The sequence below is a fragment of the Streptomyces sp. NPDC045968 genome, from assembly GCF_056430475.1.
Genome location: NZ_JBWKLF010000006.1, coordinates 60,710 through 73,852 on the forward strand (window position 1 = coordinate 60,710; position 13,143 = coordinate 73,852).

A 13,143-nucleotide genomic window follows, 5' to 3' on the forward strand; every position below is an offset into this window, starting at 1 on the left:
CATCCGATGCCGCCGGAGGGGTCCTTCCGCCGGGGCCGTGACACAGATGGCTCCCCCATGGGTACGTACGTGTTCATGACGCCCACTGCCACGTACCGGCTCCAGCTCCAACCGGACTTCCCCTTCTCCGCTGCCGGCAAGGCAGTGCCCTACCTCGCCGCGCTCGGTGTCTCCCATCTGCATCTGTCGCCCGTCCTGGAGGCGGTCCCCGGCTCCCGGCACGGCTACGACGTCGTCGACCACAGCCGCGTACGCGCGGAACTGGGCGGTGAGGCGGGGCTGCGGCAGCTGTCCGCCACCGCCCGGGAGTACGGCCTCGGACTGGTCCTGGACATCGTGCCCAACCACATGGCCGCCGCGCCCCGCCACAACCGCCAGCTGTGGGAGGTGCTGCGGGAGGGCCGGGCCTCCCCGTACGCGCGATGGTTCGACATCGACTGGACGGCGGGCGGCGGCAAGGTGCTGCTGCCGGTGCTCGCGGGCCCGCTCGCCGACGAGATCGGCCGCTTCACGGTCGGCCGCTCCGGGGCCGGCTCCGACGAGGGCTCCGGTGCGCCGGTGCTGCGCTACGGCGAGCAGGAGTTCCCCCTGCGCGAGGGCACGGCCGGGCTGCCCCTGCCCGAGCTGCTCGACGCCCAGCACTACCGGCTCGCCTGGTGGCGCCTGGCCCGCACCGAGCTGAACTACCGGCGGTTCTTCACCATCTCCGAGCTGATCGGGGTGCGCGTGGAACATCCCGAGGTCTTCACCGCCACGCACGCCAAGATCCTCGAACTCCTGAACGACGGCGTCGTCGACGGGCTGCGCGTCGACCATCCGGACGGACTCGCCGAACCGGCCGCCTATCTGGCACAGCTGAGCGAGGCGGCCGGCGGCAGGTGGACGGTGGTGGAGAAGATCCTCACCGGCTCCGAGACGCTCCCGGCCGACTGGGCGGTCGCCGGTACGACGGGGTACGACGCGCTCCACCGGATCGACGGGCTCTTCACCGACCCGGCCGGCGCGGCGGACCTGCTCGGCCGGTACCGGGACTTCGCGGGGCCGCCCGGGGACCGCGGCGGCTACTGGACGGCGACGGTGCGCCGGGCCGCGTACCGCGTGGTGAACCACGAACTGGCCGCCGAGACCCGGTGGCTGACCCGGCTCGCCACCGAGGTCTGCGCCCAGGACCCCGCCCTGCGCGACCACGCCCCGTGGGCGCTGCGCGCGGCCCTCACCGAACTGCTCGTCCGGATCCCCGTCTACCGCCCCTACGTCACCGCGGGCGGCCCAGTCACGGAGCTCGCGGAGTCGGCCCTTCCGGCGGAGGCGGTACGGGAGGCGAAGTCGGTGTTCTCCGTGCCCGACGAGGCGAAGGCCGTCGACGTGGTGCGGGAGCTGGCGCTGGGGCGGCTCGGTGAGGGCGAGGCGCAGACGGCCTTCTGCGCCCGGTTCGCGCAGACGGCTTCCGCGCTGCACGCCAAGTCGGTCGAGGACACCGCCTTCTACCGCTACGTCCCGCTGATCTCGGCGACCGAGGTGGGCGGTGATCCGGGCAGGCCCGCGGTGACGCCGGAGGAGTTCCACGCGTTCTGCGCCCGTCTCGCCCGTGACTGGCCCGCCACGGGCACGGTGCTGACCACGCACGACACCAAGCGGAGCGCCGATGTGCGGGCCCGGATCGCGGTGCTCTCGGAGTGCCCCGAACAGTGGGCGTCACTGGTGGCGCAGCTGGCCCGGGCCACTTCGGCGGCCGCTCCCGATCCGCAGCTGGCCTGGCAGGCGTGGCAGTCCGCGTACGGCTGCGCGGGCCTGCCGGCGGAGGAGCTGGCGGCGCGGCTGGAGCCCGCGCTGCTGAAGGCCGTACGGGAGGCGGGTCTGTTCACCAGCTGGACCGAACCCGATCCGGCGTACGAGCGGGCGGTGACGGACTTCGTCGCCGCGGGGCCCGGCAGTGAGGCGGGTCCCGCGCGTGCGCTGCTGACGCGGTTCGCGGCCACGCTCGGCCCCCATGTGCGGGCCAATGTGCTGGGCGCGGCGCTGGTGCAGCTGACGATGCCGGGTGTGCCGGATCTGTATCAGGGCACGGAGCGGGAGTACCTCGCCCTCGTCGACCCGGACAACCGCAGGCCGTTCCGGGAGCCCGACCGCGAGGCCGACGAGAAGACGGCGGTCACGGTGGCGGCGCTGGGCCTGCGCCGTGAGCGGCCGGAGCTCTTCGGCGAGCCGGGGACGTACACCCCGCTGGCGGCGCACGGCCCGGCGGCGGCCCACTGTCTGGCCTTCTCCCGGTCGGGCGAGGCGGTCACCGCGGTGACCCGGCTGTCCCTGCGTCTCGCGGAGGAGGGCGGCTGGCGCGGCACGGTGCTGACGCTGCCCGACGAGGGGCCGTGGCGCGATCTGCTGACGCCGGGACGGGAGTTCACCGGTCCGGCGGTCGAGGTGGCCGACCTGTTCGCCGAACGTCCGGTGGCACTGCTCCGGAAGGCCGTACGAGAAGGGTCCGCGGGCCCCGGGTGATGAGCCCGGTGGCGGTGGGACGGAAGCCCTCCACCCAGCGGATGCCGGGCATGGCGTCGAGCAGGGCGTGCAGTCCCTGCTCGGCTTCCAGCCGGCCGAGGAGGACGGCCGGGCAGTGCGCCGGGCCGGTGGTGAGGTGGCCCGGGTCGGGCCGGAACGGGTCGAAGCGGTCGGGTGCGGCGAACCGGTCGGGGTCACGGCCGGCCGACCCCATCAGACACGCGACGGGCACCCCCGCCGGGAGTGTGCCGCCGCTGAGCGGTACGTCCGTCAGGGTGCGGCGCAGGACGATCTGCACGGGAGGGTCACGGCGCAGGGTCTCCGTCCAGGCGCCCACGATCAGGTCGGGGTCGGTGCCGAGGACCGCCAGGAGGCAGGGCTCGTCCAGGACGTTGGCGAGGAACGAGGCGAGGGCCGTCTCGCGGAGGGCGGTGTGCACGGCGCAGGTCGTCGCCGCGGACCTGGCTATCCGCAGGTGGAGGTCGGCCCGGGAGAGCCGGGTGAGGTCGGGGTGCGAGAGCCCGGCCGCGGCGACGGCGCCACCGAGCGGGAGCCAGCGGCAGAACTCCGGTACGAGGTCGGCGTGTTCCCGGTCGGCTATCCGGCGCGCCAGGACGTAGGCGGTCCGTTCCAGGGCCTCGCCGCCGTGCGCCGGCTGTGCCGCGGGCCGGTGCCGGGCGCCGCCGGGCAGGGGCGCGCAGCCGAGGCTGCCCCGGCAGAGTCCGAGGGGGGCGGGGCCGCCGCGGGGCGCGCCCTCGTGCGGGTAACCCGCGAACCGGGGGTCGGTGAGTGCGGCGGCCACATCGGCGTACCTGCTGAGCAGCCAGGCGCCCAGGCCCGTGTCGTACGTCAGGGGGTGGTCCTCGCGCAGCCGCCGGTAGAGGCGCAGCCGGTACGGGTCCCGGTCCGCCCCGGGGGTCAGGACGCTGGGCGCCCCCGTGCCCTCCCGGGTGCGGGGGCTGTCGGTGCCGGGGGATTCCGCGGGCGGGCCGAGCTGCATCCGTACCCCCCGAGTGCGTGGGTCGCCGTTCGGCGCGTGTGCCCCCAGCCGACCATCGCCGGGGGCCGGGCGCAGTGGACGTACGGCCGTCCGGGTGACGGGCGAAGCGGTTGCCCGCACGGGCAGCCGCTTCGTCACGCTGTCAGTGCCCCCGTTCCGCGGCGCGCACCTCGGGCCACGTGCCGCCGGGCCGTTCCGGGTGCGGGCCGTCGGTCACGTCCTTCGGCACCGGCCGGTCGGGCCACCAGCAGCGGTCGCCGAGCAGGGCGAGGGCGGACGGCAGGATCAGCGCCCGCAGCACCACGGCGTCGAAGAGGACCGCCACGGTCAGCCCCACCGCGATCTGCTTCATCTCCACCCGGTCGATGAACAGGAAGCTGGCGAAGACCGACACCATGATCACGGCGGCGCTGGTGACGACTCCGGCCGAGCCGGCGATCCCCTCGACGACGGCCTGCCGGGTCGGCACCCCGCGCCGTACGGCTTCCCTGATGCGGCTCACCACGAAGATCTGGTAGTCGGTGGAGAGGCCGACCAGGATCGCGAACACGAGCAGCGGGGTGCGTGATCCGACGAAGCCCAGCGACTCGAAACCGAGCGGCCCGTCCGCCCAGGTCCCCTGGAAGACCAGGGTCAGCACGCCCCAGGACACCATCACCGACGCCAGGTTGAGCAGCACACCGAGCACCGAGAGCGCGACGGACCGGAACGCGGCGAACATGATGCCGAGGGTCGTCAGCGAGACGAAGAGAATCACCCACGGCAGTCGGCCGCTCTGGTGTTCGGCGTAGTCCACACCGCCCGCGATCTCGCCGCTGACCGCGGTCTCGGCTCCCGCGCCCGCCGTCTTCCCGACCATGGCGGGAATCAGCTCGGTGCGCAGCACTTCCAGGGAGCGGGTGGCCTCCTCGGAGTTCTGGGCGTACGGGACGGGCAGCCGCAGCAGGGCGGTGCGCCCGTCGTCGGAGGTCGTCAGCCGCGGTTCGCGGTCGTGGGCGAAGAGGGGTTCGTCCTCGGCCCGTTCGGCGAGCCGCCGCAGCGCGGCGGTGGGTTCCGTGCCGCGTACGACGACGAGGTGCGTGGGGCCTTCGGAGGGGTACGCCTCGACGAGCCTGTCGTAGGCGGCGACCGCGGCGACGCTGTCGGGGAAGGTCTCCTTGCCCTCGGTGCCCAGCTTCATGCCGAGGACGGGCAGGGCGAGCGCCGCCGTCACCGCCGTACCGATCAGCAGGGTCGCCAGCGGCCGCCGCATCACGGGACGCAGCATCGCCGTCCACATCCTGCTGCCGCCGTCCGGGCGTCCCGGCCGGTTCCTCGCCTTGCCGCGCCGGGTCGTCCGGCTGTCGAGGCGGCGTCCCAGCTTGGTGAGGAGGGCGGGCAGCACGGTCAGCGAACCGGCCACCGCGACCAGCGTCACCAGGATCGCGCCGGAGGCGATCGACGAGAAGATCACGTCGTCCATCACGTAGAGGCCGCCGAGTGCCAGCACGACCGCGATGCCGGAGTCGACCACCGCACGGCCCGAGGTCGCCGCCGCCAGTTCGACCGCTGCGGCGTGGCTGATGGTGCCGCCCGACCGCTCCCTCTCCTCGCGGGCCCGCTTGAGGTAGAAGAGGGAGTAGTCGACCCCGACGGCCATACCGATCATGAAGATCACGCTGAGGGCCGCGCCGCCCGCGTCGGGAGTGACCCAGGAGGCGAGTCCGTACAGGCCGACCGCCCCGGCGAACGCGGAGAGCGCGAGGAGCACCGGGATGCCGGCGGCGAGCACGGCGCCGAAGACCACGAAGAGGATGACGAACGTCACCGGGAGGCTGATCGCCTCGGTCCGCTGAAGGTCCTTGCCCTGCTTGTCGTTGACCCCGACGGAGATGGACGCGCTGCCGGTCTCCTCGATCCGCAGCCCGTCGTGGGCGCGCTGGACCTCGGCCGTCTGTACGAGCAGGGCGTCGACGTCCTCCTTGGCGGTCTCCCGGTCGCCGCGCAGGGTGACCGCGACCATCAGGGCCGAACCGTCCCGGGCGGGCCGGGGACCGGCGACCGACACGACGGCGGGCAGCTTCCGCATCCGTACGGTGATGTCCCGCGCCGCGGACCGCGCGTCGGCCGAACCTGCCGTGCCGCCGGCCGGGGGCATGCCCTTCCCGGTGATGAGGATCTGCTCGACGGGTGCGGGGGTGAGACCGCTCTCCGCGGCGAGCTGCTCCGCCCGGCCCGCCTCACCGACCCAGAAGTCCTCGAACGTGCCCTTGTTGGTGCCCACCGCGGCGCCCGCGCCGACGCACAGGGTGATGAAGACGAGCCACCCGACGACGGCTCGCCATGGATGAACCGCGCACCAGCGCGCGATGCGAACCGTGACCGGATTCCTGCCCGTCATGCGGGCACCTCCCCTTGAACGCTGATTCTGTCGTGGATCAGCGTCCCGCCCGGGAAGGCGCAGGTCATTGGGGCTTCCCGCCGAGTGCCGCTATGGCTGTCCCTACCCTTGGTCACTCCCCCTAGGGGATACCGGACGGGGCGTCAGGCGGGGGCTGGGGGTGGGGATCAGGCCGCGGATCGGCCAGGAGGTAAGGCAGGGGGCTGGGGATCAGGCAGGCGGGTTGAGTGCGGGCGCGGTGAGGCGGAAGCTCATCCGTCCGAAGCTGACCTGGTCCCCGTCGCGCACCGGCACCGAGCCGGTGACCCGCTGGCCGTTGACGCAGGTGCCGTTCGTGGAGCCGAGGTCGCGCAGAATCCACCGGCTGCCGTGCGCGGTGAGTTCGGCGTGCGTCCTGGAGACGGTCTCGTGGCTGAGCCGCAGCCCGTTCCCCGGGTCGCGCCCGATGAGCAGGGGGTGCGGGCCGGGTACGGGCAGCAGGAGCTTCGGCAGCCGCTCGGACGTCCAGGCCCTGCGCAGCCGTACGGAGAAGGCCGATACGCCGCCGACGGCGCGGAACAGTCCGCGCGACCAGCGGCCGCCTGATTCCAGGTCGCAGGTGAGTGCGTCCAGTTCCTCGGCGCGCCGGGCGGTGAGGGCCAGTTCCATGCGTCGCATGAACGTGTCGTGCGAGAGCTTGCCCTGCGCCGCACCGTCTCTGAGCACACCGAGGACACGGTCGCGCTGGGCGTCGGTGAGCCGCGCGGGATACGTGTGGAACTCGAAGGAGGACGTCACAGACCTGATTGTCGGTCCGACGGGGCCGAGGTGTCCAGAAGAACTCCTCTTTCCCCGCCGCTGACCTGCACGGCTCTTGCTCTTGTCCTGTCTTGCTAATCCCGTCTTGCTAACGTCTGCGACCGCGAGCCGTCCGCGGGGAAGCGGCCGGCTTCTCGCCCTCGAAGGAGACTTTGTGCCCATAGCGCCTCAGGAACTGACCGTCCGTCCACTCACCGGTGCGGACGAACTCGGTCTTTTCTGCCGTCTTTCCTATGTCCTCGACCACGAACTGGCCGACGACCTCGCCACCGGCCGCCGCCGCCCCGACTGGATGTGGGTGGCCCTGCACGGCGAGCGCGTCGTGGGCCGGGTGTCGTGGTGGACCTCGCAGGACGGCGGCGCCCCTCTCGCGCTGGACTTCTTCGACCTGGACGACACCCTGCCCGCGCGGGAACGTCACGACATCGGCGTCCGGCTGCTGGAGACGGCCACAGCGGCTGTCGTACCCGCCGGTGCCGAGCGCCCCGAGTACGGCCGGTTCATCCCACCGGACTGGCGCGAGGACCCTGCGACGCGCGAGGCCATCGAGGCCCGGATACGGGTCATGGAGCAGACCGGCGCCCGGATGCTGGTCGAGCGGCTGCGCCTGGAATGGCGCGAGGGAACGCCGGTTCCCGAGGACTCGGGCCGTCTGGTGTTCCGTCCCGTCACCGGGCGCGAGGACCTGGTCGCGCTGATGACCCCGGTGATGGAGGGCACCCTCGACGCCCACGGCCAGGCGGACATGGCCACGGGGATCGGGGCCCGCAAGGCGGCCGAGAAGCACTACGACGAGGAGCTCACGGGCTACACGACGCCGCGGGAGTGGTGGCGGATCGCGGAGCTGCCGGACGGTGAGCCGGTCGGATTCGTCGTTCCCGCGCGCAACAACTACAACCCGATCATCGCGTACATCGGCGTGCTGCCCGCGCACCGCGGCAAGGGCTACATCGACGACATCCTCGCCGAGGGCACCCGGGTGCTGGCGGCGACGGGCGTGGAGCGGATCAGGGCGGCGACCGATCTCGGCAACGTCCCGATGGCGAAGTCCTTCGAGCGCCTGGGGTACGTGAACTTCGAGCGCGCGTTCAACATGGTGTGGGACTGATCGGTCCGGGATGGAGTGGTCTGGGGCCGGACGGTCCGGGACTGACCGTTCCGTGGCCTGTGGCCGGGCCGTTCACTGGGAGACGTACGAAAAGCCGTGGACGGCCCGCCCGGATCGGGTTACGGTGAGCCGCGAAGTCAACAGCCACGGTCGAGGAAGGAGGCGAGAAGAGTGCGTACCAGCACCGGCACCACCCCACGTACCACTTCATTCCCGCGCTCCCGTCCCGTCCGCAGGGCGGTGTCGGACTCCGTCTGACCCGGGGGCGCACGCTTCGTCCCGGAGGACACTTCCATGACCGATCTGGTCATTCGCGCGCTCACCCAGAGCGACGCTTCGCTCTTCGACTCACTGCAGGACGACGACCTCGTCGGCCGCGCCGCCTTCGGACACCGCTACGGCACGGTCGCCGACGGCGGGGAGTACCGCCCCGAGTGGACCTGGATCGCCCTGCGCGACGACACCGTCGTCGCCAGGGCCGCCTGGTGGTCGGGGCCCGACGACACCGAGCCCGTACTGCTCAACTGGTTCGACTTCGCCGAGGGCGAGGACGAGGCGGGCACCGAACTGCTGCGCCGTTCCCCGCTGTACGCCGAGTACGAGCTGATCCTCCCCGCCAACTGGCGGGAGATCCCCGAGGTCCGCGCGGCGGCCGAGGCCAGGATCGCCGCCGCCACCGCGGCCGGCATGAAGCCTCTCGTCGAGCGGTACCGCTATCTGTGGACTCCGGAGTGCGGCCTCCCGGAGCGCCCCGGCCGGCTGACGTTCCGCCCGGAACCCGACGACGCGGTGATCCTGGACGTGCTGCGCCGCGTCCACTCCGTCACCCTGGACGCGCACGCCCGGCGTGCCATCGAGGGCCCGGGGGGCCTGGAGAAGGCGGCCCAGGAGGAGCTGGACTTCTTCAACTGGTGCCCCTCGCCGCGTTCCTGGTGGCAGCTCGCGTACACGGCGGACGGTGAGCTGGCCGGGCTCCATGTGCCCGCCCACAACCCCTCGGGTCCGTGCATCGGCTTCATCGGGGTCGTACCGGAGGCACGCGGGCACGGCTACGGCTACGACCTGCTCGTGGAGTGCACGCACTTCCTGGTCGCCGAGGGCGCCGAGTTCGTCGCGGGCGCGACCGACCGTGGGAACGTGCCGATGGCCGCCGCGTTCGCACGGGCCGGCCACCCCGTGACGCAGGAACGCGTCCACCTGGCCTAGGGGCAGTGGAGGGCCGGCGCGGTGACCCCGCGCCGGCCCTCCGCGCGTCGGGTACCAGCCGCACGAGGGACCTTCCCCGGCCGCCCGGCCTTGCTACGTATGAGCGGAACCCGGCAGGGCAATGATCAGGAGCAGACCCTGATCGCCAGAAACGGGCGGGCCTGTCGCAAGGGCATCCCGTTCACGGACGAGGAGTGGCGCATGCAGTTCGAGGTGTGGGCACCTGACGCGGAGTCCGTCGGGCTCCGGGTGGCGAGCGGGACGCAGCCGATGGAACGGGACGTGACGCGGCCCGGCTGGTGGACGGCCCTGGCCGAGGCCGCCGACGGCGACCGTTACGGCTTCTCGGTGGACGGCGGGCCCGTCCTCCCCGATCCGCGCTCGCGCCGCCAGCCGAACGGTCCCGACGGCGAGAGCGCCGTGTTCGACCAGAACACGTACGTCTGGCGCAACGAATGGCCGGGGCGCGGGCTGCCCGGCGCCGTCCTGTACGAACTGCACGTCGGTACGTACACCGAGGCCGGGACCTTCGACGCGGCCGCCGAGCGGCTCGGGCACCTCGCCGAACTGGGCATCACCCATGTGTCGCTCATGCCCGTCTGCCCCTTCCCCGGCACCCACGGGTGGGGGTACGAGGGGGTGTCACTGTGGGCCGTGCACGAGCCGTACGGCGGCCCGGCCGGACTGAAACGCTTCGTCGACGCGGCGCACGGCCTCGGGCTCGGCGTCATCCTGGACGTGGTCCACAACCACCTGGGCCCGTCCGGCAACTACCTTCCCGCCTTCGGCCCCTACTTCACCGACACCCACCACACCCCGTGGGGCGCGGCCGTGAACCTGGACGCCCCGGGCTCGGACGAGGTGCGGGCGTATCTGCTGGGGAGCGCGCTCGCCTGGCTGCGCGACTACCGTCTCGACGGGCTGCGGCTGGACGCCGTCCACGCGCTCGCCGACAGCCGGGCGCTCACCTTCCTCGAGGAACTCTCCACGGCCGTCGACACCCTCGCGGCGGACACCGGCCGGCCGCTCTCCCTCATCGCCGAGTCCGATCTCTGCGATCCGCGCACGACCGCGCCGCGCGAGGCCGGTGGCCTCGGACTGCACGCCCAGTGGAACGACGACTTCCATCACGCCCTGCACACCGCGCTCACCGGCGAGTCCCAGGGGTACTACGCCGACTTCGCCGCCGCCCCGCTCGCGGCCCTCGCCAAGACCATGACCAGCGCCTTCTTCCACAACGGGACGTACTCCAGCTTCCGTGGCCGTACGCACGGCCGTCCCGTCGACGTCACCCGGACCGCCGCCCACCGCTTCGTCGGTTACGCGCAGACGCACGACCAGATCGGCAACCGGGCCCTCGGCGACCGGCTCGCCGCCTCCCTCTCCCCCGGTCTCCAGGCGTGTATGGCGGCCCTGGTCCTCACCGGTCCCTTCACCCCGATGCTGTTCATGGGCGAGGAGTGGGGCGCCCGCACCCCCTGGCAGTTCTTCACCGACCACACCGATCCGGAGCTGGCGGAGGCCGTGCGCAACGGCAGGCGGCGCGAGTTCGGGGCGCACGGCTGGGCGGAGGAGAAGATTCCCGATCCGCAGGACCCGGCCACCCGCGACCGCTCCTGCCTCGACTGGAGCGAACCGGAGCGCGAACCGCACGCCCGGATGCACGCCTGGTACCGCGAACTGATCGCGCTGCGCCGGGCGATGCCCGACCTGCACGACCCGGACCTGGCGACGGTGAAGACCGCGTACGACGAGACCGCCCGCTGGCTGGCGTACCGCCGAGGTGATCTGCGGATCGCGGTCAACCTCTCCGGGAAGCCGGCCACCATCCCGCTGGGCGGTGGCCGGCACCGCGGTGGCGGGGGCAGGGTGCTGGCGGCCTGGGAGCCGGTCGAGCCACCGGGCGCGGACGGTCTGCTGCATCTGCCGCCGGAGTCGTGCGTGATCCTCGCCGACGACTGACGCGGGCGGGCGGAGGCGGGCGGCGGAGGCGGGCGGGCGGGCCCACCGGCTGGCCGGCGGGGTGATGCCGGGCGGGGTGGCTGGAGGACTGGGTGGCGGGAGGACTGGGTGGCGGGAGGACTGGGTGGCGGGCCGGTGGGCCGGCGCTACTCGACGATCGCCAGTTCGCGGGGGGTGGTGTTCAGCCGGCGCCCGCCGTCCTCGGTCACCGTCACGATGTCCTCGATCCGGACTCCGAAGCGGCCGGGGAGGTAGACGCCCGGCTCCACGGAGAAGCACATGCCGGGTACCAGCGGCTGTTCCTCGCCCTCGATCATGTACGGCGGTTCGTGGGTGGTGACGCCGATGCCGTGCCCGGTGCGGTGGATGAACCGCTCGCCGTAGCCGAATTCGGTGATGACGGCGCGGGCCGCCCGGTCGATCTCCTGGCAGGCGACACCGGGCCTGACGGCACGGCAGCCCGCCTCCTGCGCCTCCCGCACGATGTCGTGCACCCGCTGCTCCTCGGCGGTCGGTTCACCGACGTGGACCGTACGGGAGGTGTCGGAGCCGTACCCGTGCTTGAGACCGCCGAAGTCGAGGACCACCATGTCACCCTGCTCGATGACACGCTCACCGGCCTCGTGGTGCGGGTTGGCGCCGTTGGGGCCGGAGCCGACGACGGTGAAGTCGACCTGGGAGTGGCCGAATTGCTTGAGGAGCGCTGACAGGTCGGCCGCCACGTCGGTCTCCCTGCGGCCGGAGAAGCGCACCTTGAGGATCTCGCCGTACGTGGCGTCGGCGGCGGCTCCGGCGGCCGTGAGGCGCTCCAGTTCGTGGGCGTCCTTCACGGCCCGCAGCATCGGCAGGGCCTCGGTGAGCGAGGCGTACGAGGTGCCGGGCAGGAGCTGCTGGAGACCGAGGAGATGCATCGCCCAGGCGTTGTCGCTGATCCCGAACCGGCCCTCGGCGTCGAGCAGCGGAGCGGTGACGGCGTACGGGTCCTTGCCGTCGGTCCAGTCGCGCAGGGTGAGGGCGGGGGCTCCGACCGCCTGCTCGGCGTCCGGCGCCTCAAGGGTCGGGACGACGAGGACCGGCTCCTGGCCCGCTGCGAGGACGAGGACGGTGAGGCGTTCGGTGATCGCGGTCGGCTGGTAGCCGGTGAGGTAGACGAGGTCGGGGCCCGGTGCGACGAGGAGACCGGCAAGGCCCGCCTCGGCGGCGGACTCGACGGCGCGCGCCATGCGCGCCCGGTAGTCGTCGGCGGTGAACGGTACGGGCTGGTGCGGGCTGGGCATACGGACCTCCTGGCGGCGCGACACGGCACACAGCATCCTGCCGGTCGGAGCACGCTCGTGCGAACGGGGGTGGAGTCCCGGCCGGTCGGTCAGTCCGTCCGTCGGTCCGTCCGTGCGTGCGTCCGTGCGTCAGTGGGCGTCGCCGAGCCGTACGACGAAGTCGGCGCGGGCGCGGCCCCGCTCCACCAGGTGGGCGTTCGGCTCGTCGGAGCCGGTGACCCAGCGTTCGGCGTACGGGCGGGACTTGCCGAAGCGCACATGCCGCTCGACGAGCCGGTGCACCCGCAGGCCGGGGTCCACGTCCAGGTACCACGTCTCGTCGAGCAGCGCGCGTACGGGCGCCCAGGCCCCCTCGTCGTGCAGGAGGTAGTTCCCCTCGGTGACGACGAGCGGGATGTCGGGCGGTACGGGGACGGAACCGGCGATCGGCTCCTCCAGCGCCCGGTCGAAGGCGGGCGCGTAGACGGGTCCGGGCTCGCCCGTGTCGCGGAGTCGCCGCAGGAGGGCCGCGTACCCGGCGGCGTCGAAGGTGTCGGGGGCGCCCTTGCGGCCGGCGCGGCCGAGGCGGTCCAGTTCCGCCTGGGCCAGGTGGAAGCCGTCCATGGGGACGAGAACGGCGAGCCCGTCCAGTGCCGCGACGAGCCGGGCGGCCAGCGTGGACTTCCCGGCGCCCGGCGGGCCCGCGATTCCGAGGACGCGGCGGCGGCCTGGGACGGCCAGAAGCCGGGCGCGGGCCGTCAGGGCGGCGAGGTCACTCGTGTCCATGCACGTCATTGTGGTGGGGCGGGCGTTCATTGTGGGAGGCGGGTGGGCGGTGTGGTGGGGCGGGTGGTGGGTGTGGTGGGGCGGGTGGTGGGTGTGGTGAGGCGGGTGGCCGGTGCGCTGGCGCGGGGGGCGGGGGCGGGGGCAGGAG

Annotated in this window: 9 protein-coding genes; 4 read left to right on the forward strand and 5 right to left on the reverse strand. The window is 73.0% G+C overall.

All coding sequences use genetic code 11. The annotated features are described in order from the left end of the window. Window positions 1-75 precede the first annotated feature (75 nt). Window positions 76-2,499, forward strand: a complete 2,424-nt coding sequence (gene treY / locus AC07FA_RS18610; RefSeq protein WP_479076703.1) for a malto-oligosyltrehalose synthase — start codon at window positions 76-78, stop codon at window positions 2,497-2,499. On the opposite strand, the gene AC07FA_RS18615 is transcribed toward treY, so the two are convergent. From AC07FA_RS18615 to AC07FA_RS18625, 3 genes are all read right to left on the reverse strand, one after another. Continuing rightward, window positions 2,402-3,499, reverse strand: a complete 1,098-nt coding sequence (locus AC07FA_RS18615) for a cytochrome P450 (protein WP_479076705.1) — start codon at window positions 3,497-3,499, stop codon at window positions 2,402-2,404. The two genes, treY and AC07FA_RS18615, sit on opposite strands and share 98 nt — an antisense overlap. Window positions 3,500-3,641: 142 nt before the next feature. After that, window positions 3,642-5,879, reverse strand: a complete 2,238-nt coding sequence (locus AC07FA_RS18620; RefSeq protein ID WP_479076706.1) for an MMPL family transporter — start codon at window positions 5,877-5,879, stop codon at window positions 3,642-3,644. A gap of 210 nt (window positions 5,880-6,089) precedes the next feature. Continuing rightward, on the reverse strand, window positions 6,090-6,656 hold the full coding sequence (locus AC07FA_RS18625; RefSeq protein WP_479076708.1) for an FHA domain-containing protein: 567 nt from the start codon (window positions 6,654-6,656) through the stop codon (window positions 6,090-6,092). Window positions 6,657-6,831: 175 nt separating this feature from the next. Between AC07FA_RS18625 and AC07FA_RS18630 the strand changes: the two genes are divergently transcribed. The 3 genes from AC07FA_RS18630 to treZ all read left to right on the forward strand — a co-directional run bounded on the left by AC07FA_RS18630 (window position 6,832) and on the right by treZ (window position 10,953). Further along, entirely contained in the window at window positions 6,832-7,785 is a 954-nt protein-coding gene (locus tag AC07FA_RS18630; RefSeq protein WP_479076710.1) for a GNAT family N-acetyltransferase, read from the forward strand. A 294-nt stretch (window positions 7,786-8,079) separates the two neighbouring features. Continuing rightward, a complete protein-coding gene (locus AC07FA_RS18635) occupies window positions 8,080-8,991 on the forward strand; it encodes a GNAT family N-acetyltransferase (RefSeq protein WP_479076712.1) in 912 nt (303 codons plus the stop codon). Window positions 8,992-9,192: 201 nt separating this feature from the next. Beyond that, window positions 9,193-10,953: a malto-oligosyltrehalose trehalohydrolase gene (gene treZ / locus AC07FA_RS18640; protein WP_479077226.1), complete on the forward strand. Its 1,761-nt coding sequence runs from the start codon at window positions 9,193-9,195 to the stop codon at window positions 10,951-10,953. 146 nt (window positions 10,954-11,099) lie between these two features. Here treZ and AC07FA_RS18645 read toward each other — a convergent pair whose 3' ends face one another. Next, window positions 11,100-12,230 (reverse strand): M24 family metallopeptidase, encoded by a 1,131-nt coding sequence (locus AC07FA_RS18645; RefSeq protein ID WP_479076714.1) that lies wholly within the window; start codon window positions 12,228-12,230, stop codon window positions 11,100-11,102. Between the two features lie 129 nt (window positions 12,231-12,359). Beyond that, window positions 12,360-12,995 (reverse strand): nucleoside/nucleotide kinase family protein, encoded by a 636-nt coding sequence (locus AC07FA_RS18650; protein ID WP_479076715.1) that lies wholly within the window; start codon window positions 12,993-12,995, stop codon window positions 12,360-12,362. Between the last annotated feature and the right edge of the window lie 148 nt (window positions 12,996-13,143).

Coding starts and splice junctions, on each gene's coding strand:
- treY (WP_479076703.1), top strand. CDS start 76: ATGACGCCCACTGCCACGTACCGGCTCCAGCTCCAACCGGACTTCCCC.
- AC07FA_RS18615 (WP_479076705.1), bottom strand. CDS start 3,499: ATGCAGCTCGGCCCGCCCGCGGAATCCCCCGGCACCGACAGCCCCCGC.
- AC07FA_RS18620 (WP_479076706.1), bottom strand. CDS start 5,879: ATGACGGGCAGGAATCCGGTCACGGTTCGCATCGCGCGCTGGTGCGCG.
- AC07FA_RS18635 (WP_479076712.1), top strand. CDS start 8,080: ATGACCGATCTGGTCATTCGCGCGCTCACCCAGAGCGACGCTTCGCTC.
- treZ (WP_479077226.1), top strand. CDS start 9,193: ATGCAGTTCGAGGTGTGGGCACCTGACGCGGAGTCCGTCGGGCTCCGG.
- AC07FA_RS18645 (WP_479076714.1), bottom strand. CDS start 12,230: ATGCCCAGCCCGCACCAGCCCGTACCGTTCACCGCCGACGACTACCGG.
- AC07FA_RS18650 (WP_479076715.1), bottom strand. CDS start 12,995: ATGGACACGAGTGACCTCGCCGCCCTGACGGCCCGCGCCCGGCTTCTG.